The following is a 19,888-nucleotide window of genomic DNA, read 5'->3' as shown; positions in this document are numbered from 1 at the left end:
TTTAACCTTAACCAACGCTGCCTTCCATCTCATAACTTATCAACCGGTTCAACTCTACCGCATATTCCATCGGTAGTTCTTTTGTGAATGGTTCGACGAAGCCCATGACGATCATTTCTGTGGCTTCGGATTCGGTCAAGCCGCGGCTCATGAGGTAGTAGAGTTGTTCTTCTGAGATTTTGGAGACTTTTGCTTCGTGTTCCAACGAGACTTGGCTGTTGTGGATCTCGTTGAATGGGATGGTATCAGATTTGGACCATTCGTCCATGATGATGGTATCACATTCGATATGAGAGATCGAGCCGGCACTGTCTTTTCCAAAGGTGACTTGGCCTCGGTAGTTTACTTCGCCGCCGTCTTTTGAAATTGATTTCGAGACGATCGAGCTTGAAGTGTTTGGTGCATTGTGGATCATTTTTGCGCCTGTGTCTTGGATTTGGTTGGCTCCGGCAAATGCGATGGATAGCATAGTGCCTCGTGCGCCTCGTCCGTCTAAGTAGACACTTGGGTATTTCATGGTTGTTTTGGCTCCTAAGTTGCCGTCGATCCATTCAACGGTTGCGCCTTCGTAGGCTTTTGCTCGTTTGGTTACGAGGTTATAGACGTTGTCGGACCAGTTTTGGATCGTTGTGTAGCGGCAGTAGCCGTCTTTACGGGTAAAGATTTCCACGATGGCTGCGTGTAGGCTGTTGCTTGAATAGGTTGGTGCAGTACAGCCTTCGACATAGTGGATGCTGGCGCCTTCGTCTACGATGATCAACGTACGTTCGAATTGGCCGGTGTTTTCGGCGTTGATTCGGAAGTAGGTTTGTAATGGGACATCGACTTTGACGCCTTTTGGTACATAGATAAACGTACCCCCAGACCAAACGGCTGAGTTTAGTGCGGCTAGTTTATTATCTGTTGGTGGCACGAGTTTTGAAAAGTATTCTTTGAATAGTTCAGGATACTCTTTCAATGCAGAATCTGTGTCGGTAAAGACGATGCCGAGTTTTTCGAATTCATCTTTCATGTTGTGGTATACGACTTCTGATTCGTATTGGGCAGAAGCGCCGGCTAAGTAAGCACGTTCAGCTTCTGGAATACCGATTCGTTCAAAGGTTTCTTTGATTTTTTCTGGTACGTCATCCCAATCGCGAGCAGGTCGGTCACTTGGTTTTTGGTAATATTTGATGGCATTGAAATCAATGTCAGATAAGTCTGGTCCCCAGTCTTGCATGGGCATTTTGTTGAATGCTTCCAGGGATTTCAAACGAAACTCCAACATCCATTCTGGTTCTTCTTTGATCCGTGACATTTCCCGAACGACTTCTTCGGTCAAGCCTTCTCCTGTACTAAAAACGGGTTCCACGTCGTCATGGAAGCCAAATTTATATTCTTCTAATTCTGGTACGCCCATTTGCTCACTCCTTTTCCTTGTGCTCATGATGGACGGTTGCAGTACCGTCTTCTTCCATTGCTTTGCCTAGTGCTTTCCAGGCAAGCGTTGCGCATTTGATGCGAGCGGGGAATTTTGCAACGCCACTTAACATGGCGGCGTCCCCTAGTGGTTCAAGGTCTGCGACTTCTTTTCCTTGGACCAGCAGTAAAAAGTCGTCCGTCAATTGCTCTGCTTCTGCAATTGTTTTGCCGATGACCGCATCGGTCATCATTGAGGCACTGGCTGTACTGATAGAGCAACCACTGCCGTCAAAGGCGATATTATTGATTTTTCCGTCTTTGATTTCGACTTGTAATTCAATGACATCCCCACAGGTGGGATTGTTCATTTCAATCTTATTCGTTGATTCCGTCAACGTGCCACGATGATGTGGATGGGATGAATGGTCCAAGATCACGTGACGGTAAAGATTGTCTAATTTAGATAGTGCCATGTTGGAAAAACTCCTTTGTTGCGAGAATTGCTTGGACGAAACGATCGGCATCTGCTTTTGTGTTATAAATGTAAAAGCTGGCACGAGCTGTCGCAGCAACCCCTAGATACTTCAATAATGGTTGGGCACAATGATGACCGGCACGAACGGCGACGCCTTCCATATCAAGAGCAGTCGCTACATCATGGGGATGTAGGTTCTCTAAGTTGAAGGAAATCACACCTGTACGTTGGGTCGGGTCTTTTGGTCCATAGATCGTCAAGCCTTCGATTGCTTGGAGTTTTGGTAAGACATAACCAACAAGTTCTTCTTCATATTGATGAATGCCTGCTAGACCAATCGATTCAAGATAATCGATGGCAGCGCCGAGGGCGATCACACCGGCAATGTTTGGTGTACCTGCTTCGAATTTCCAGGGAAGTTCTTTCCATGTGCTGTCTTGTAGGCCCACAAAGTCGATCATTTCTCCACCGAATTCAACGGGTTCCATTTGTTCCAACCATTTCCGTTTTCCATATAATACACCTGTTCCGGTCGTTGCGCACATCTTATGTCCGCTAAAGGCAAAGAAATCACAATCTAGTGATTGGACATCGATTTTGATGTGTGGAGCAGATTGTGCACCGTCCACCACTAAAATTCCGCCTTTTTCATGAACGATCGCTGCCAATTCTTGGATCGGATTGATGACACCTAATACATTAGAGGCATGGGCGACCGATACGATCTTGGTTTTTTCTGTAATGATCGAAGTGGCATGTTCTAGATCAAGAAATCCTTCTTCGGTCAATTCGATGTATTTCAAAATGGCGCCAGTTCGTTTTGCCAACTGTTGCCAAGGGATGATGTTCGAATGATGCTCCATATAAGAGATCACGATCTCATCACCGGCTTTGACAAAGGCATCGCCATAGCTTTGCGCTACCCAATTCAAACTTGTGGTCGTTCCACGTGTGAAAATAATCTCAGCGGTCTCTTGGGCATTTAAAAAACGACGAACTTTTTCTCTGGAAGCTTCGTAATCATGGGTTGCTCGTTCGGCTAACGTATGCACGCCTCGATGGACGTTGGCATTGTTTGCGGAATAATAATGCGTCATAGTCGCTAACACTTGTTTGGGTTTTTGCGTAGTCGCTGCATTGTCTAAATACACCAGGGGTTCGTCATTGACTTCCTGAAATAAGATCGGGAAATCTTGACGGATTTTTTCTGGAGAAATCATACATTTAACTTCCCTTCAATAACTGCCACTAGTTCTTTGCGCACCGCTTCTACTGGAATCGCAGTTAAGACAGACCCTAAGAAGCCACGAATGACTAAACGTTCTGCTTCTTCTTTTCGTAAACCTCGACTCATCAAATAATACATTTCTTCCGGATCGACACGTCCAACACTTGCGGCATGTCCTGCTGTAACTTCGTGTTCATCGATCAATAGGATCGGATTGGCATCGCCTCTGGCTTTATCTGAAAGCATCAAGACACGACTTTCTTGTTGGGCATCTGCACCTTTGGCTTTTTTCAAGATGTGCCCAATACCGTTGAATGTCAACGTACCACGTTCGCGGATCACACCATGTTGCAAGATATGTCCGATCGTGTGTGGAGCTTTATTTGTCACCCGGGTATCGATTCCTTGGGTTTGTTTTCCTGAACTGATTGCCACGATCTTGACTTCCGCATGTCCGCCTTCACCGACTAGATCTGAATCAAAATCAGCGACGATATTCCCATCGTTCATCACTCCGATTGCCCAGTCCACAAAAGCATCCCGTAAGATATGTCCACGACGGTTCATATATGCTGTGACATTTTCGCCTAATTGGTCGACTGCTGCATATTTGACTTTGGCACCGGCTTTGGCGATGACTTCCACAATGATATTCCCAGAGACTTTCTGTAATTCTTCTCCCGTTGTTTGGAATCGTTCCAAGTAAGAGAATTCACTGTGTTCATCTGCGACGATCAAGACGTGTTTAAAGAAGTGTTGCGAGAATGCTCCTTCTTGGATAAACAGGGATTCGATCGGTTCTTTGATGACTACGTTTTTTGGTACGTATAAGAACAAGCCACTATTCATGAATGCCGCATGGAGCGCAGTCAATTGGTCTTCGTCCATTTCAACAGCTTTCGTCATGTAATATTCTTGGACTAATTCAGGGTATTCTTGCATTGCAGTAAATAGATCTGTAAAGATCACTCCTTGTTCTGCAAGGTCTGCGGATAATTGCTCAAAGACAGTCAAGGTGCCTTGTTGCACGACTAATGGATTGTCTTTCATCGCATCAAATGCCGCAACATTTCCAGATTCAGGTGTCTGATCAGTCAACTCATTGATTGAAAACAATGGCCAACGGTGGAATTTCACACGTTCGATATGGGGCAATGGTAGTTCATCTGCTTTTTTCAGCGCCTCTTGACGAAGCGTCGTCATCCATTCCGGTTCACCTTTACTGAATGAAAAATCTGTAACAGCGTCAAGACGATCGAGCCATTTAATGTCTTTCATAGATGTGCTCCTCCTTACGCTTCTTCTTCTTTGTAGTCGATTCCTAATTCTTTACTGATGCCTGCATATCCTTCGGCTTCTAGGCGTTTTGCTAGATCTGCACTGCCAGTCATCACGACACGACCTTCCATCATGATGTGGACTACATCAGGTGTGATGTAGTTTAACAAGCGTTGGTAGTGAGTGATGATCAAGGCACCAAAGTTGTCCCCGCGCATTTCGTTCACGCCTTTTGCCACGACTTTCAGTGCATCGATATCTAAACCAGAATCGATTTCATCTAAAATCGCAAAAGTTGGTTCTAACATCAAGAGTTGTAAGATCTCATTACGTTTTTTCTCTCCACCAGAAAAGCCTTCGTTCAAATAACGTTCAGCCATTTCTTCTGGCATATTCAAGAGTCCCATCTTTTCATCTAACTTTTTCAAGAATGACATGACAGAAATCTTGTCGTCTTCCGGACGTGTCGCATTGATAGCTGCACGCATAAATTCGGCATTCGTGATTCCTGGAATCTCACTTGGGTATTGCATGGCTAAAAACAGACCTAAACGCGCACGTTCATCTACTTCTAGCTCTAACACATTTTGCCCATCAAAAAGGATTTCTCCTTCAGTTACTTCGTAATTCGGATTTCCCATAATTGCAGCAGACAAGGTCGATTTACCTGTTCCGTTTGGTCCCATGATGGCATGGATTTCTCCTGTTTTCATTGTTAAATTCACGCCTTTAAGGATTTTCTTATCCTCAATCGACACATGTAGGTTTTTTATTTCTAAGACAGACATGTAGTTCCCCTCCATATTCTGATTCGTTCTCACTCATTTTAGACTAATTGAGAATGAAGCGCAACGCCCCGACCAGTTAAAAATGTCATAATTTCGATTTATTTCAAATAAAACATCATTTTCAATTGATAATCTTTATAAACTAAATAAAATAATTTCTGTTCGTTTTTTCTCAAAAAAAGTCTGGGAATCATTCCCAGACTTTACAGGTTTTATTTTGCATCCGCATCAACAGATTTCACGGAGCCTTCCCATTGTTCTTCGATCCATTGACGAACATCTTCTTGATGCAAGACTTCGATCAATTTTTTGATCTTGTCGCTGTCTTCGTCACCTTTACGTGTGGCAATGATGTTGACATATGGTGAGTTGTCTTTTTCTAGTAATACTGCATCTTCTAATGGATTCAATCCAGCGCCGTAAGCAAAGTTGGCGTTGATAGCCACTAGATCGCCTTCGTCATTTTGGTAAGTAGAAGCCAATAATGCTGGATCGATCGTGTGATTGAATTTCAAGTTTTTCGGATTTTCATCGATATCATCAAATGTGGCTGTTTCTAAATCCACACCGTCTTTGACTGTGACTAATCCAGCGTCTTTCAAGATCGTGATGATCCGTCCCCAGTCAGATTCTGAATTTGAAGTAATGATCGTTGCGCCATCTTCTAATTCAGAGATGTCTTTGATTTTTTGTGAATACAAGCCCATTGGTTCGATGTGGACAGCACCAGCATTGACAAAATCATAGCCTTTTTCGTCGATTTCTTTGTTCAAGTAAGGGATGTGTTGGAAATAGTTCGCATCAATGTCGCCTTCTGATAATGCTTGGTTTGGCAAGACATAATCGTCAAATTTGACGATTTCCAAATCAATGCCTTCGTCTTTCAAAAGAGGCTTCACATGTTCTAAGATTTCCGCATGTGGCGTTGGTGATGCGCCGATTTTCAAGGTTGTATCGTCTGATGCGTTTGATGAGTCACTACTACTTCCGCCGTTTCCACATGCGGCTAATCCAACTGTCAGTAAAAGCGTTGCTGCAAATCCAAAAATTTTCTTTTTCATATCCTATATCCTCCTATTTCCTACTATCTTTTATCTGTTTTCTTCGTTAAGAAATCCCCGATTCCTTGAACAATAAATACAATGACTAAAATAATCAAGGTAGCGACAAAAGTCACTGTTAAATTACCACGTTGATAGCCTTCTTGCCAAGCCAAGCCACCTAGACCGCCGGCACCGATTGCTCCTGCCATGGCAGTAAAACCGATCATTGAGATCGTCGTTACAGTCAAACCTGAGATCAAAGCTGGGACACTTTCAGGGATCAAGACTTTCCAAATGATTTCCCAATAGCTCGCGCCCATCGCATCTGCGGCTTCTAAGACCCCAGGGCTGACTTCGCGAAACGCGATTTCTACAAGTCGAGCGTAAAAAGGAGCTGCGGACAACACGAGAGCTGGAATCGCTGCTTGTGCGCCTAACATCGTTCCCACGATTGCTTTGGTAAAGGGAATGATCAAGACCATCAAGATCATGAATGGTGTCGATCGGAAAATATTACTAATGATCGAAACGATGCCGTAAATGATCCGCGCATACGGTTTGTTTTTGCGACCGATCGAGTAAAGGATCAAACCAAGGATCAAACCGATGATGGTTACTAAGACCATGGAGATCAACGTCATGTATAACGTGTCCATGATGGCTTGTTGCATCGTCTCCATGTTGATTTGGCTAAAATCAAGGTAGGTTTCTGTGAAGCTTTTATCCATGATGGATCACCTCCACTCCAACGCCTTGCTCTTTGATAAAGTTTTCTGCTTGGTCCAATTCGTTTTCCTCTCCGATCATCAAGGTAGTCAGCGAACCAAACGAGCCTTCTTTGGTTTGCTTGATTTTCCCATATACGACATTGATATCCACATTGTAACGACGAATGGCTTGAGAAATCACTGGTTCATTGGCATTCGTTTCGTTGAAGGTCAATGTCACTAAGCGACCGTCAGGATTTTCTTTGATCAACTCTGCCAATAATTCAGTTGACTCAGCTTCTGGTTCGATATCTTGTTGGACGAAGCGTTTCGTGACTTCTTGTTGTGGATTGCGAAAAACGGTCAACGCATCGCCTTCTTCCACGACTTGCCCACGTTCCATCACCGCTACTTTGTTACAGATTTTACGGATAACGTTCATTTCATGAGTGATCAAAACGATCGTCAAGTTCAATTTTTTGTTGATTGCCAATAATAGATCTAAGACCTCTTCCGTCGTTTGTGGGTCCAATGCACTTGTCGCTTCATCGCAAAGGAGGATTTCTGGGTCATTGGCTAACGCACGAGCAATCCCGACTCTTTGCTTTTGTCCACCAGATAATTGGGACGGATAAGCTTGTCCTCGTCCTTCCAAACCGACTAAACGGAGCAATTCTTCTGCTCTTTCTTTCCGTTGTTGTTTCGGTACACCGGCTAATTCCAAAGGTAGTTGGATATTTTCTAGTACGGTACGTGACCATAATAGATTGAAATGTTGAAAAATCATACCGATTTTTTTACGAAAAACGCGTAATTCTTTATTTTTTAATTTAGTAATGTCTTGGTCGTTGACAATTACTTGACCATCTGTAGGTAATTCCAAGCCATTCAACAAACGAACTAACGTACTCTTACCAGCACCGGAATAACCGACGATGCCGTAAATGTCGCCTTGTTCCACTTGTAGTGAAACGTCGTTGATAGCGTGGATCATCCCATGTTTCCCGCCAAATGTTTTCTTGACATTCGTCAATTGGATCAATGACATATCGTTCACATCTTTCTTTACTTATTTTCTCTTAGACAACAAAAAAACTTTCGTCCTTTGCGTTTAGCAAAAGGACGAAAGTTTAGACTTCCGTGTGACCACCTTGATTCGCTGCTATTTCACAATAACAACCTCGTTCAGTACTTGACGCTAGTCGCATACTGCTGTGCTATAACGGGCACGCCCGTAGTCAGTTTGCTTGCGCTCACTCACTCTGCTCTAAGACCATCTTCCATCTCATTTCCGTTACCCTTTCACAGCAAACCGGGCTCTCTTGAAACATCTGTGACATGTACTCTTCTTATCAAAGCTTTCAATATGATTGTTTATGATTATAGCAGTTACAAGAATCAGTGTCAAACGTTTATTTGAACATCGTGTTTCTTAAAGTGCGTCGAATTCTGCTGCATCGACATCTTTAAAACTCAACAACCACGCAGTCATTTCATCTTCATCGTTCAAAACAGCGATATTCTCACTGATTTTTTCATTCACAGATGAGACTGTTCCAGATAATGGACTTGCAAATTCAGTGACTGCTTTTTCTGCTTCTACTTCAACCAGTGCATCGCCTGCTTGATACGCTTTACCGATTTTTGGTAAGTTGGCAAACGTGATCTCACCTAGATCTTCTTGCGCTTCTTTTGTCAAACCTACACAGTATTCTTTTCCATTAAATAAAATCCAAAGGTTATCTTTCTTCTTTAAGTGTTTCCCAGCCATTTTAATTGAATGCTCCTTCGTATATTTTTTCATTAAAACCGATTGTGACCAGTTGATTGTCTTTGACGATCAATGGTCGTTTGATCAACATGCCGTCCGTAGATAACAGCTGACTTGCTTCTGTGAGGGATAATTCATCAATTTGATCTTTTAGACCAAGTTCACGATATTTCATCCCGCTTGTATTAAAGACACGGCGAAGCGGCACATCAGAATGCTTCAACCATGATTCGATTGTTTCTGCCGTAGGCGTATCTTTGACCATATCGACCGCTTGATACGTTACTTGATGATTGTCGAGCCAAGCCTTGGCTTTTCGACAAGTGGAACACTTTGGGTACTCGTAAAAAGTAAACAACTTGCGTTACCTCCTAGAATTTTTTACCGGTGCTTCATTTTGATAACGCATAGATAAGATCAATCCGATCCCAATCATATTCCCTAAGATCGATGAACCCCCTTGACTGATAAACGGCAATGGAATCCCAGTTAATGGAAGTAAGCCGATATTTGCGCCAATGTTTTCAAAGACATGGAATAAGAGCATCATGATCAATCCACTTGCGATATAGGCATAAAACTCATTGTTCGTATCGAAGCAGACACGTATCATACGATAAATCAATACAAAATACAAGAAAATGACAAATGCGCCACCAATAAAGCCAAAATTCTCGCCGATGACAGTGAATATCATATCTGATTCTCGGACTGGCACGTAAATGTTGCTGACGTTAAAGCCTTTTCCGAACATCCCACCTGTTCCGATTGCTAAAATCCCTTGGGCGGGTTGGAAACTAAAGCCCGACGTATCATGAAATGGATCGAGCCAAGAATCGATTCGGGCAAATTGGTAAGATTTGAACCCAACAGTATACAGGAATTCTCTTCCTGATTCTGTGGTCACAAGGAAAATCGTTCCTGCACCCACAATAAATGCTAAAGCAAAGATCGGGCCAATGATTTTCCAAGAAATCCCTGACATCAAAAAGACGCCACCAAAGATCGCCAGAAAGACGAGCATCGTCCCAAAGTCTTTTTGCGCCATGACTAACGCAATCACAGGAATCGAAATGATCAACATCTTTGCAATCAGCCAAAAATCAGATTTGATTGTTCGAACTTTGACTTGCGTATTGTGCTTCGTTACGATCAACGCCAGCATCAAAATATAAGCGATCTTCATCAGCTCGGCTGGTTGAAATGTGACACTTCCAAAACGGAACCAGTTTTTTGAACCGGTACTTGCCGCCAGATTCTGGTCGTAAAATCGTAAGAGCAACCCCATGACAAGCAATCCTAGTCCATAGAGATAAGGTGTCAATTTCCAGATCCATTTTGAATTGATCCGCATGACGATTGCAATCGCTACTGCTCCCACAAGGTACCAAATGATCTGCATCCCGACACCTCTTGTCACAGAAGGACCGTTTGGATCATGTGTCAATGCAACATATAAGGATAAAATCCCAATCAAACATAATAAAAATACTGGTAGAATGACTCCGTAATCGATGCGGTTATCATTCGAAGTTTTTATTTTTTTTTCCATTTTTCATCCCTTTTCCTAAAAACCATACTGCCCTATATTATAGCTGTCTCCTTCTATAAATGAAAGCCAAAGCAAATGAGATTTGCGAAAAATTAATCTTATTCATTTCTCTTTATCCTTTCTTAAGATAAAAACGAAAAAAACGCTTATTCAAGGGAGAAGTTCTATTGATTCCGTCTGATATTTTTTAATTTCTCTTTTCCTTTTTATAGAAATCCAAGATCTCATTTCCTACTTCTAATAACCGTTCAGAGGTCAAATGGGTCCGTTGGATCAAATAGAACTGACGAGATTCAGCTAAAGGTTCAACGTGTATCCCTTTTGGTACTGCTCGTTTGGATAATATGGATCGGCCGATTCCTTCTTTCAACATCGCCACAATGACCTCATTACTTTTTACAAGCATTTTCTTCCCTTGGATATTCTTTTCTTCAAAATAACGTTGCGTGTAATGGAACACACCTGAAGAAGATTCTCTGACTAGCCATAGCTCACTCTTAGGATCACCTGCAACGACCAACGCATCTTCAAGTAAAGAAAAGCGTTGTACGCCGGTTGTTTCTAAAGGTTTTTCGATAAAACCAAAATCAGCTTCATGTTTTGCCACTTGCTCCAAACTCTCATGAGAATTCGCAAAAGCAATCGAAAACTTGATTTTTGGAAAACGCACGATCAACTCTTTCATCAATTGAGGCAATAAATACACAGCAAATGTATGGGAAGCGACGATCCGGCACACTTCTTCTTCATTTTTTTCATCCGCTAATTGTTGTTGTGTTGTTTCCCATTCTTCCAATAAAACCAATGTTCGTTCATAAAGCAAATCCGCTTGTTTTGTCGGTTTCATCTCTTGTCGTCCATTGCGTTGGAAAAGTTCAACTCCAAGATCCCGCTCCAATTGTTTGATTTGATTGGACACCGCAGGTTGAGACAAATAGAGTAATTCAGCGGTTCGCGAAAAATTTCTTGTTTCATAAACGACACGAAAGGTTGTTAATAACTTAAACATCTAACCACTTCCATTATCTTTTTTTATAGTAACTATAATAACTATTTGATTTAAATATATCAAAAAGACTTTATAATGAAAAGTGTAAGGAACAGGTTGTGGACCTTCAGTTACACACACCTCACAACCTTCCAGACAGCTTACTGCAACGATAAGGAGAAGCATCCATGCGATTTGTTTTTTCCCATTGAAAAACTTTACTATTCTTCGTAACAAGCAGTTTTCATCGTTGGCTACTTATCGTTGCAACGAGCCTGTCCTTCATTATCAATAAAAAGGAGAGTAATGTATGAAGCATTTCTTGAAGATTGTTCCGATCCCGATTTGTGGGTTGATCCTTGGATTGACTTCTTTGGGGAATCTTTTAAAAGACTATCATTTGACGCATTTAGGGAATTTTGTAGGCGCGATCGGTATGCTTTTGATGCTGTTGATCATCGGCAAACTGATCCTTTTATTTGAACACACGAAGCAACATCTATATGATCCAATCGTCGCTTCCGTCTCGCCGACCTTTACGATGTCTTTGATGGTCATCTGTACGTATTTTGTTTCTTTCAAATCAATTGCGCCAATCGTCAAATTGATCTGGTTAGCCGCAGTGATTTTCCAAATCATCTTGGTTCTGTACTTTAATTACCATCATGTAGTTAAAGCAGACTTGTCAATAGAAGCAATTTTTCCAAGCTGGTTTATCGTATATGTTGGTTTTGGTGTCATCACAGTAACTGCCGGAAACTTTTCTCCGATCCTTGGAAAAATCTTCTTCTGGCTTTCGTTAGCTTGTTATGTAGTATTACTGCCAATCATCATCCATCGAATTTTCTTCGTCAAAAATATGGCACAGCCAACCTTACCATTGATTGCGATTCTTGCAGCACCTGGTTCTTTGTGTCTGACAGGTTACTTAAAAAACTTTGAAGACCCAAATTTGGCCTTAGTCATGACGTTGTTCCTTGTTTCGCAAGTACTTTACTTTATCGTTTTAGCCATGTTACCACGTCTGTTATTGCTTGATTTTTATCCAAGCTTTGCAGCCTTTACTTTCCCATTGGTGATCTCTGCTACAGCAATCTCTACTGTCACTGCTTATTTCCATCAATTAGGTTTTGCTACAGGGATCTTAGATGGATTGAAAGTCATCGAGTGTTTGATTGCCTGTGGCATGATTGCTTACGTCTTAGGACACTATGCCATCTACTTGATCAAAGAACATAGTCAACATAAACATCACCTTTCAAAGGGATTGATAGAATAGACTCCACCTTCTGTCTTTTTCACTTAGTAAAAAGGCAGAAGGTTTTTTGTATTCACGAGGAAACAATTAAATGATACTATATTTTAGATAAACTTTTTCTTACATGAAAGGAAAGAATCAAATGAATGCTTTATTCACTTATATAAAAACGTTGAAAAAATTTGGTGGCCGAAAAATCTTACCCGGACTACTACTCGCCTTTTCCGTCGCAGTCATTAGTCGGCTACTGGCACCCTTCGTCCCACAACTCGGTGCAGGAACGATTGCGATTTTACTTGGCATCGTCTTAGGAAACACCTTGTTTAAACAACCTGAACTTGCGGTGGGCACCAAATTTGCCGAAAGTAAACTATTAGAATGTTCCGTTTTCTTGCTTGGTGCAACTGTGACGATCCAAACGATTGCACAGATTGGTATCAAAGGTGTAACTTTCGTGTTACTCCAAATGACTGTCACGATTCTTGGTGCCTATTTCATCGGGAAAAAACTATTGTTCAGCGATACATTTTCCTTGATGATGGCAGGTGGGAACGCCATTTGCGGTTCTTCAGCCATTGCTTCGATTGCTCCAGTGATCCATGCAGATGAAGAAGAAAAGGGCCAAGTCATTACCTTGGTCAATCTTTTAGGAACAGTGATGATGTTGACACTTCCCTTTTTAGGTCTCCAACTCTTTGGTGATCAACTGATCGAAAAAAGTGCGCTTATAGGTGGTACTTTACAATCCGTTGGACAAGTTGTTGCTGGAGCAAGTCTATTAGATGCTTCAGTCGTGCAATTTGCGATGCTGTTTAAAATCATGCGGATCATGATGCTTGTGGTCGTGGTATTCCTCTTTGAAAAATTTATGACAAAAAAACAGCCGGCCGTCTCGTCTACGTATACGCCAAAAAACCACAAACGAAAAATGCCACTTCCTTGGTACGTTTTAGGCTTCTTGATCGTGTGTTTAATCAACAGCTTCTTCACCATTCCCCATGTGATCGATCAAAGCGCTAGTTTTATTAGTGGTTGGTTTGAGGTCACTGCATTAGCCGCGATTGGCTTACGTTTGGATTTTGCAAAGTTCATGAAAGAAGGAAAGCGATTCTTGACGTATGGATTGACTGTGGGACTTCTACAAACGATCATGGCTTTATTCTTTATTTGGTTGATCAAACTATAAGTAAAATAAGCACCAACATCTCGGAAAGATCTTCTATTTCGAGGTGTTGGTGCTTATTTATCTGTACTGTCAGCTAGTAGTACAGCCTAATGAGCTAAAATATTTTCAAGCACTAATAGTTGCCGTTTGATCACTAACCCATTTTCAGCTTTCCCCATATACCCAGTCAATTGTCCATTTTGTCCAATCACTCGATGACAAGGAATAACGATTGGCAGAGGATTCAAACGATTGGCTTGACCAATCGCACGAGCTGCCTTTGGTTGTCCGATTGCCTGTGCCACTTGTTTATATGTGCGACTTTGTCCATAAGGGATTCTTGTGAGCACTCGCCAAACCTTTTGTTGAAAGGCTGTTCCTCTTTGGAAAGATAAAGGTACATCAAAAACGTGTCTTTCACCTGAAAAATATTCTTCCAGCTGTTGTTTTGCCAAGGATAAAATCTCAGCATTTGCTTCTTCATTTTCAGAAATTCGTTCAAAAGAGACAGCTGTTAATCCTTTTTGATCGGCATCAAGCCATAAAGGACCGATCGGTGTTTCAATTTTCATTTTTGTCCGCCTTCCTCATCACTTATTTTATTTATCATCTATGATTCTTAGAAAAAAATCAACCTAAAAGTTTATTTAATGACATAGAGATGGTACACTGTATACGGCACTTATAATAAAGATAATTATCTTATATCATTGTTATTTAAACATACTTTTATTTATACTAGTTATAGGAGAAAACATGCTTGAAAGGAACGAAAACATGAAAATATCAATTGTTATCCCTTGTTTTAATGAAGAAAAAACTGTCCCACTTTTTTTTGATGAAGTCGAAAAATTTCGTGGCGATTACGAGTTCGAGTATCTTTTTATCGATGATGGGTCAAGTGATGGTACATTAGCTGCCATCAAAAAATTAGCGAATGTACATGAATCCGTTCGTTTTGTCGCTTTTTCACGAAATTTCGGAAAAGAAGCCGCACTATATGCCGGCCTGCAAGCCTCTACAGGAGACCTTGTCACTGTCATGGACGTCGATTTACAAGATCCACCTGAATTATTACCAGTGATGATCGATAAAGTCATCAACTCCGATATCGATTGTATCGGTACACGCCGTTCTACTCGTGAAGGTGAACCAGCTATCCGTAGTTTCTTTGCGAAGAAATTTTACCAATTGATCAATAAAATCAGTGATACTGAAATGGTTGACGGTGCAAGAGATTATCGCATGATGACTCGCCAAATGGTGGATGCGGTCTTAGAATTAGCGGAATACAATCGCTTTTCAAAAGGACTATTCAGTTGGGTAGGATTCAAAACCGAGTATCTCTCATTTGAAAATCGCGAACGCGTTGCCGGTGAGACGTCTTGGTCATTTTGGAAATTATTCAACTATTCAATCGATGGGATCGTCAATTTTTCTGACACGCCATTGAACATCGCCTCATTTGTGGGCGCATTATCATGTATCGGTTCAGGAATCGCCATCTTATTTATTATTTTACGTGCGTTATTATTTGGTGATCCAACATCCGGCTGGCCTTCACTCGTCTCAATCGTCCTATTCATCGGCGGAATCCAACTCCTTTGTCTTGGCATCATTGGGAAATATATCGGAAAAATTTTCCTAGAAACGAAAAAACGCCCAGTCTATATCGTTCGAGAAACAGAAAAACAAAAAGCCCACCAAATTGGTGAGCAAACAGATAAATAATCAATGAATAAAGCTATCCTTTAAAATTAGAGGGTAGCTTTTTCTTTATGATAGCCAGTTAAAATAACTCTCATTATAAAAAGTTGTTTTAACTGATTGCGTTTTATCTATCCATTCATTGCGTATACTTATAGATGATAATGTTTCTATCTGTTAATTATAGCTGATAGCATTTTTAAGCTACATAAATACTAAAGGGGGCAATACTATGTATCATTACTTAGACATACTTAACTTCGGTCTTCTAGGTCTTATGTTAATCTCACTTGTATCTTTGATATTAATCAGTAATCGAATAGAATTATTTAAACAATACATATATTCAAAAAATATTTTCTCTGCAGCTTCTGATGAAACAGAAATATATATTCGTATGTTAAAAAAAAGTAATCAATACATTTTTTTGACTTCAATTTCATTTATCCTTTCAAATGTGCTAGTTTCAAAGAACATCTTGAATCTTTCTACCTTTTTTTTAATTTTAGGAATCTTCTTCTTGTTGTTGAGTTTAACTACATGTTTCTACTCTAAAGAGAGCATTAGTCAAGGATATCTGGTTATAGCTAAAAATAAATCATATTTGATATACTACTTTAATAATCAAAAACAGCAAAACATCATTTTATCTTGGCAAAATAAAATGATTTCTTCACTTTATCTCACTTTATTCTTTTATATGTTACTCTTGATCTCAACTTTACTGATGAAAACAATATAGTGATATTTCCTTTATTGATGGTTCTACCTTTCTCCATGATAGATATCTTTTTTTCATAGCATATCAAACGTAAACTTAGAATAAAAATTCTACTTGATCCTTACATACCAACTATTTACTTATAGTTACTTTATACTTTAATCTTTATCCACACATTCCCCCCTAAAAAAAAAATAATAAGAAAGGTTCTGTTCCTATGCATAATTTACTTGTAGTTTTTGCTTTCTTTTTTCTATTTTTAACCTACATCTCTTTTATTTCTTTATGTTTCTTTGTTTATAAGATGGAGAAATTCAAAAAAACAATATTCAAAAAAGATTTGCCTTCCCCTGAGTACATAGTCTTAGAACACTATAAACGTATATTAAAATACACCAATGTTTGTATCTTTTTAGGATTAACAATAGGGGTTGTAGCAGTATATTTTTTATATAGCAGACAGCTACTATATTCCTTTTTTTTCGTACTATCTCAATTAACTATATGTCTTCTTGGTCTAAAAAAATGGTACTACCTGAAAGAAATGATACTTAATAACTATCTAATTCTTAATAAAAAGAATAAATTCAAAACATATTCTTTTACTGACTTAAAAGAACAATCCAAAGTTTTAAGTTGGCAGATTAAAATGATTTATTTGGTCTACATAACAATTTGTTTTGCCACTATTGCATTGATTACTGGATATTTGACTAAGTTGATATGATTGAATAAGGCATACTAAGAGTAGTAGATAGGATATTCTGTTGAATACCTTATCTACTACTCTTAGTGTATTCTTATCCCTATACACCTAAAAAGTTAGCATATATTCCCATACTCGTACTTACAATGACGGCTAACGCTTGCATTACAGTAGTTACAGCTGTGGAAATTCCAACAATAATAGAGGCAATACCACCAATTATAGCCGCACCGTAGAAAAATAGCATTGCTCCACACAGCACTGTCACAGTTGCACCTATCAACAACGGAATATCCCACTCAAACGTCCCATTCTCCAACTGTTCTACGACGTCCTGATAAACTGGATCTGGCAAGGGGGAATCAACAAGCGGACGCAAGTAAATCTCAATCTCTAATTGAAACTTGGATGTAATTTCATGGTCTCCGTGCTTCAACTCTTTCTCAAAGGTCATCAAGATACGTGTACCTATTAACCCTTCTTTCGTTGCTAATCCGACTGCAATCGCTCCATTATCTACTTTTGGTCCAAGTTCATTGATGACATCTTCAAAACTTTTTGTGTCTCCTTTAAGATACTCACTGTATTCCACGATCGAATCAGTGATTTCATTGTAATAAGGAGACATGTCCACTTTTTTATCCTTCACCAATACAGAAATCCCATATTCTTCTCCTGAAATAGACCACTCCATATGCGGTTTCAAATAGACCACATAATTTGGTGCTGGCTCTATACGTACTTCTTGTTCAAATTCAAATGCTGTTTCTGCTACACCGAAATTTTTATACAGCTTCAATAACTCTCTTTTCGCAATTGCTTCTGGAGATACAGAAAAAGATGAAATACCTCGATCTCTACCTGACACAGCAACTTTATCGATACCTACTCCCCCTGTGGTCAGTTCAATAAACTGATCAAATGCCCATTCTTTAGGCATAGGAAATCCTAAATTACCACTAAAGCCTGAGGACATATTAGATACAAAAGCTTGGGTTGCATAACTCGCATCAATGATTTTCTGACAAACATTTCTAGTACCATAAACGCCAACATTATACGTCTGGTCTGATGAAAGAATTGACCATACTCCCGCAAAATAAGGTAAGACAGTTCCGGAAATATTACCGTCTTGAATATCCACATCACATGCAAAATAAATGGTTGTTCCTAAGGGAAAACCTAAGTTATATGCTGCTTCAATCGCCAGTTTTCCATCTTTAAACCCTTGTTCTTTCGTGAAATAAGATTCATACCAACCGCCATCTTGGTAGATAGGGAAAATGGCTAAACCGACTTGCGTAATTGCTTCTATCTCTTCGAATGATAAACTTTTATCACGTTCATCCGCCCCTGTACCAACCGTACCTGTCAAGTAGCGTCCAACAATCGAAAAACCTTGTGATTTCAAACCTTGTGCTGTTTCTTTGGTCAAAATTGTCGAGGTGTCAAAGGCCTCTGCTGAACGATTCGTGTTCCCGTTTGATGTTAGTAGACCTTTCATTACAGTTAAATCCGACGTTTGATTATACGGTGGCAATGCCATAAATTGTCGGAAAGCAAGAATTTGCTCCGCAATATATGACGTAAAGTTTCCTGAAAAATCACCTTGTTTGTTATAACCGTTCACATAAAGACCGTATTGCAAAATTCGAACAAATGGACCGATGTCTCCTTGATTTAGTATTGGGGTACCCGCTTCAGTCCCAGGGCCATAATTACCATTTGCTGTATTTGTATCCATGCCAATTTCTGCTTGAAGACCATAAATCAAGGCTGTATTGGTTTGACGCTGATAAACACCATCACAAGGCAAAATCCCCGTATATTGCCAGTACTCTCGATTCAATCCTTGTTGCATCGAGCGAATCGTCGCATCTCCACTTGGTACTAAAACAAAAGCACTCATATCAAACAAGGCTTTGGCCCATGTGGAATCTAATGTACTATTGACTGATTCAAATCCTGCGGCAGTTTTTAACTGCTTTGTTGCATTATCATTGTCCGTTGTGTAAATGGTATTAAACTTTCCAGTTCCCATTCCTTTACAACGAAATGCACCATCAATCAACTTTACAAAGTTACTTTCATATGTGTTGATTAGACTGGGGGTGACTTCTTTATCCCATAAGGCAGAAGTAGTTGCACCGAAGTTATCAACTAATGCCGTAATTCCTAGTTCATGTTGTACCGCTCGAATCAATCCATAAATCGTATTCCATCCAGTATAACCATCTTCCGGTACTGAACCAAAGCCTGCTACATTTCCATATATCTCATTCAACCATTGCTGTACCTCTAACACCCAAGGATCACGTGTTTGTTTTGCTTTCCTATCCATTCTTTTCACTCCTCAACATTTTTTTGATTCGAATCACTTAGATATGTTGAGATTTTTTAGAATTTGTGACAGTATTCAGGAAATATTTTTCTTGAAGCAAATATTTTTTTAAGCGTTTCTTCATTCTCTCCACTCTTTTACGCACTGACGGATGGTAGTCCTTTTCTGAAAACATGATTTTCGCTGCTTCAGAACAAGTAAACCCTCCAACTAGCAATGAAAAGAAGAAACCATCAAGTGGTGCCTGCTTTTGATAATTACAAACCATCTCTTTTAAATCGATAGTTGAATCAATTTCCACCGATGACTGACTCTCTATAAATCCAGGATCTAAAGATTGCCAACGCCCAGCATCATAAGTAATCCTATTTTTGTCATTCTTATTGTTTGAACTTTTTTTGTAAAGACGCCATACATCTTTTTCAGCAATTGCTAAGCGATAGAGAAACAAATTTTTAAACTTCAACTCTTTCTTCTTTCTTTCCAGTCGATAATCTTCAATCGCTTTCCATGTAGCTAACAGATAGGTACTATAAAAATCCTCAAAAGGTATGTATACGCCCAATTTCTCTGCTGAAATTTGGGCATTTTTAGCACTTTTTTTTAAATATGGAAAAAAATCTCTGAGTATTGCTTCCAGTAATTCTCCATTTGGTTCTGTTACATACAAATCCACTCTTTCTGTTATACTTATCCAAAAACTCATCATTAGCCACTCCATTCATTCTTTTGAAAGGATATGTCGATAAGTTGAATAAA

General features: G+C 39.9%; 18 protein-coding genes and 1 other annotated feature. Of the genes, 3 read left to right on the top strand and 15 right to left on the bottom strand.

From position 1 onward, the window contains the following. Positions 1–7: 7 nt before the first annotated feature. The 12 genes from sufB to I2F89_RS07965 form a co-directional block, all read right to left on the bottom strand. Positions 8–1,399, bottom strand: a complete 1,392-nt coding sequence (sufB, locus tag I2F89_RS08020; RefSeq protein ID WP_010734640.1) for a Fe-S cluster assembly protein SufB — start codon at positions 1,397–1,399, stop codon at positions 8–10. Between the two features lie 4 nt (positions 1,400–1,403). After that, positions 1,404–1,874 carry a Fe-S cluster assembly sulfur transfer protein SufU gene (sufU, locus tag I2F89_RS08015; RefSeq protein WP_071866912.1) on the bottom strand — a complete coding sequence of 157 codons (471 nt, stop codon included), beginning with the start codon at positions 1,872–1,874 and terminating at the stop codon, positions 1,404–1,406. Beyond that, positions 1,861–3,096, bottom strand: coding sequence for a cysteine desulfurase (locus tag I2F89_RS08010; protein ID WP_195475657.1), 1,236 nt, complete (start codon positions 3,094–3,096; stop codon positions 1,861–1,863). The genes sufU and I2F89_RS08010 overlap by 14 nt, the downstream gene beginning before the upstream one ends. Then, positions 3,093–4,382: a Fe-S cluster assembly protein SufD gene (gene sufD, locus I2F89_RS08005; RefSeq protein ID WP_195514162.1), complete on the bottom strand. Its 1,290-nt coding sequence runs from the start codon at positions 4,380–4,382 to the stop codon at positions 3,093–3,095. The genes I2F89_RS08010 and sufD overlap by 4 nt, the downstream gene beginning before the upstream one ends. Before the next feature lie 14 nt (positions 4,383–4,396). Next, a complete protein-coding gene (gene sufC / locus I2F89_RS08000; RefSeq protein ID WP_019724376.1) occupies positions 4,397–5,170 on the bottom strand; it encodes a Fe-S cluster assembly ATPase SufC in 774 nt (257 codons plus the stop codon). Positions 5,171–5,382: 212 nt separating this feature from the next. Further along, positions 5,383–6,231, bottom strand: coding sequence for a MetQ/NlpA family ABC transporter substrate-binding protein (locus I2F89_RS07995; protein WP_065097060.1), 849 nt, complete (start codon positions 6,229–6,231; stop codon positions 5,383–5,385). A gap of 23 nt (positions 6,232–6,254) precedes the next feature. After that, a complete protein-coding gene (locus I2F89_RS07990; protein WP_010734634.1) occupies positions 6,255–6,941 on the bottom strand; it encodes a methionine ABC transporter permease in 687 nt (228 codons plus the stop codon). Then, entirely contained in the window at positions 6,934–7,968 is a 1,035-nt protein-coding gene (locus I2F89_RS07985) for a methionine ABC transporter ATP-binding protein (protein WP_195514191.1), read from the bottom strand. The genes I2F89_RS07990 and I2F89_RS07985 overlap by 8 nt, the downstream gene beginning before the upstream one ends. 67 nt (positions 7,969–8,035) lie before the next feature. Next, positions 8,036–8,285: a binding site (T-box leader), on the bottom strand. A 67-nt stretch (positions 8,286–8,352) separates the two neighbouring features. Next, positions 8,353–8,691, bottom strand: a complete 339-nt coding sequence (locus tag I2F89_RS07980; RefSeq protein ID WP_010734632.1) for a glycine cleavage system protein H — start codon at positions 8,689–8,691, stop codon at positions 8,353–8,355. Between the two features lies 1 nt (position 8,692). Beyond that, positions 8,693–9,049 carry an arsenate reductase family protein gene (locus I2F89_RS07975; RefSeq protein WP_010734631.1) on the bottom strand — a complete coding sequence of 119 codons (357 nt, stop codon included), beginning with the start codon at positions 9,047–9,049 and terminating at the stop codon, positions 8,693–8,695. Between the two features lie 6 nt (positions 9,050–9,055). Then, positions 9,056–10,243 (bottom strand): FtsW/RodA/SpoVE family cell cycle protein, encoded by a 1,188-nt coding sequence (locus tag I2F89_RS07970; RefSeq protein WP_010734630.1) that lies wholly within the window; start codon positions 10,241–10,243, stop codon positions 9,056–9,058. Positions 10,244–10,430: 187 nt separating this feature from the next. After that, the gene (locus I2F89_RS07965; RefSeq protein ID WP_019723783.1) at positions 10,431–11,252 is read right to left on the bottom strand and encodes a LysR family transcriptional regulator; all 822 of its coding nucleotides are present in this window, start codon (positions 11,250–11,252) and stop codon (positions 10,431–10,433) included. A 289-nt stretch (positions 11,253–11,541) separates the two neighbouring features. Here I2F89_RS07965 and I2F89_RS07960 point away from each other — a divergent pair, with 289 nt between their 5' ends. Beyond that, entirely contained in the window at positions 11,542–12,510 is a 969-nt protein-coding gene (locus I2F89_RS07960) for a TDT family transporter (RefSeq protein ID WP_104871659.1), read from the top strand. A gap of 121 nt (positions 12,511–12,631) precedes the next feature. Then, the gene (locus I2F89_RS07955; protein WP_071866907.1) at positions 12,632–13,675 is read left to right on the top strand and encodes a YeiH family protein; all 1,044 of its coding nucleotides are present in this window, start codon (positions 12,632–12,634) and stop codon (positions 13,673–13,675) included. 86 nt (positions 13,676–13,761) lie between these two features. Here I2F89_RS07955 and I2F89_RS07950 read toward each other — a convergent pair whose 3' ends face one another. After that, a complete protein-coding gene (locus tag I2F89_RS07950) occupies positions 13,762–14,226 on the bottom strand; it encodes a methylated-DNA--[protein]-cysteine S-methyltransferase (RefSeq protein WP_104871661.1) in 465 nt (154 codons plus the stop codon). A gap of 205 nt (positions 14,227–14,431) precedes the next feature. On the opposite strand from I2F89_RS07950, the gene I2F89_RS07945 reads away from it, so the two are divergent. Next, complete coding sequence (locus I2F89_RS07945; RefSeq protein WP_034686848.1) at positions 14,432–15,385, top strand: glycosyltransferase family 2 protein; 954 nt, start codon at positions 14,432–14,434, stop codon at positions 15,383–15,385. 1,503 nt (positions 15,386–16,888) lie between these two features. Here I2F89_RS07945 and I2F89_RS07940 read toward each other — a convergent pair. Together I2F89_RS07940 and bacL2 are read right to left on the bottom strand one after the other, a co-directional pair. Then, the gene (locus tag I2F89_RS07940) at positions 16,889–19,129 is read right to left on the bottom strand and encodes a glycoside hydrolase domain-containing protein (protein WP_195514161.1); all 2,241 of its coding nucleotides are present in this window, start codon (positions 19,127–19,129) and stop codon (positions 16,889–16,891) included. A 37-nt stretch (positions 19,130–19,166) separates the two neighbouring features. After that, positions 19,167–19,835 (bottom strand): BacL2 family protein, encoded by a 669-nt coding sequence (gene bacL2, locus I2F89_RS07935; RefSeq protein WP_229078076.1) that lies wholly within the window; start codon positions 19,833–19,835, stop codon positions 19,167–19,169. Between the last annotated feature and the right edge of the window lie 53 nt (positions 19,836–19,888).

The sequence above is a fragment of the Enterococcus sp. 1001283B150225_161107_E12 genome, assembly GCF_015556925.1.
GTDB lineage: Bacteria > Bacillota > Bacilli > Lactobacillales > Enterococcaceae > Enterococcus_B > Enterococcus_B mundtii.
This window is presented reverse-complemented; position numbering and strand designations above follow the sequence as displayed.

Bases quoted from the DNA above. Each gene is read 5' to 3' on its own strand.
- sufB (WP_010734640.1), bottom strand. From the start codon at position 1,399: ATGGGCGTACCAGAATTAGAAGAATATAAATTTGGCTTCCATGACGAC.
- sufU (WP_071866912.1), bottom strand. From the start codon at position 1,874: ATGGCACTATCTAAATTAGACAATCTTTACCGTCACGTGATCTTGGAC.
- I2F89_RS08010 (WP_195475657.1), bottom strand. From the start codon at position 3,096: ATGATTTCTCCAGAAAAAATCCGTCAAGATTTCCCGATCTTATTTCAG.
- sufD (WP_195514162.1), bottom strand. From the start codon at position 4,382: ATGAAAGACATTAAATGGCTCGATCGTCTTGACGCTGTTACAGATTTT.
- sufC (WP_019724376.1), bottom strand. From the start codon at position 5,170: ATGTCTGTCTTAGAAATAAAAAACCTACATGTGTCGATTGAGGATAAG.
- I2F89_RS07995 (WP_065097060.1), bottom strand. From the start codon at position 6,231: ATGAAAAAGAAAATTTTTGGATTTGCAGCAACGCTTTTACTGACAGTT.
- I2F89_RS07990 (WP_010734634.1), bottom strand. From the start codon at position 6,941: ATGGATAAAAGCTTCACAGAAACCTACCTTGATTTTAGCCAAATCAAC.
- I2F89_RS07985 (WP_195514191.1), bottom strand. From the start codon at position 7,968: ATGTCATTGATCCAATTGACGAATGTCAAGAAAACATTTGGCGGGAAA.
- I2F89_RS07980 (WP_010734632.1), bottom strand. From the start codon at position 8,691: ATGGCTGGGAAACACTTAAAGAAGAAAGATAACCTTTGGATTTTATTT.
- I2F89_RS07970 (WP_010734630.1), bottom strand. From the start codon at position 10,243: ATGGAAAAAAAAATAAAAACTTCGAATGATAACCGCATCGATTACGGA.
- I2F89_RS07965 (WP_019723783.1), bottom strand. From the start codon at position 11,252: ATGTTTAAGTTATTAACAACCTTTCGTGTCGTTTATGAAACAAGAAAT.
- I2F89_RS07960 (WP_104871659.1), top strand. From the start codon at position 11,542: ATGAAGCATTTCTTGAAGATTGTTCCGATCCCGATTTGTGGGTTGATC.
- I2F89_RS07955 (WP_071866907.1), top strand. From the start codon at position 12,632: ATGAATGCTTTATTCACTTATATAAAAACGTTGAAAAAATTTGGTGGC.
- I2F89_RS07950 (WP_104871661.1), bottom strand. From the start codon at position 14,226: ATGAAAATTGAAACACCGATCGGTCCTTTATGGCTTGATGCCGATCAA.
- I2F89_RS07945 (WP_034686848.1), top strand. From the start codon at position 14,432: ATGAAAATATCAATTGTTATCCCTTGTTTTAATGAAGAAAAAACTGTC.
- I2F89_RS07940 (WP_195514161.1), bottom strand. From the start codon at position 19,129: ATGGATAGGAAAGCAAAACAAACACGTGATCCTTGGGTGTTAGAGGTA.
- bacL2 (WP_229078076.1), bottom strand. From the start codon at position 19,835: ATGAGTTTTTGGATAAGTATAACAGAAAGAGTGGATTTGTATGTAACA.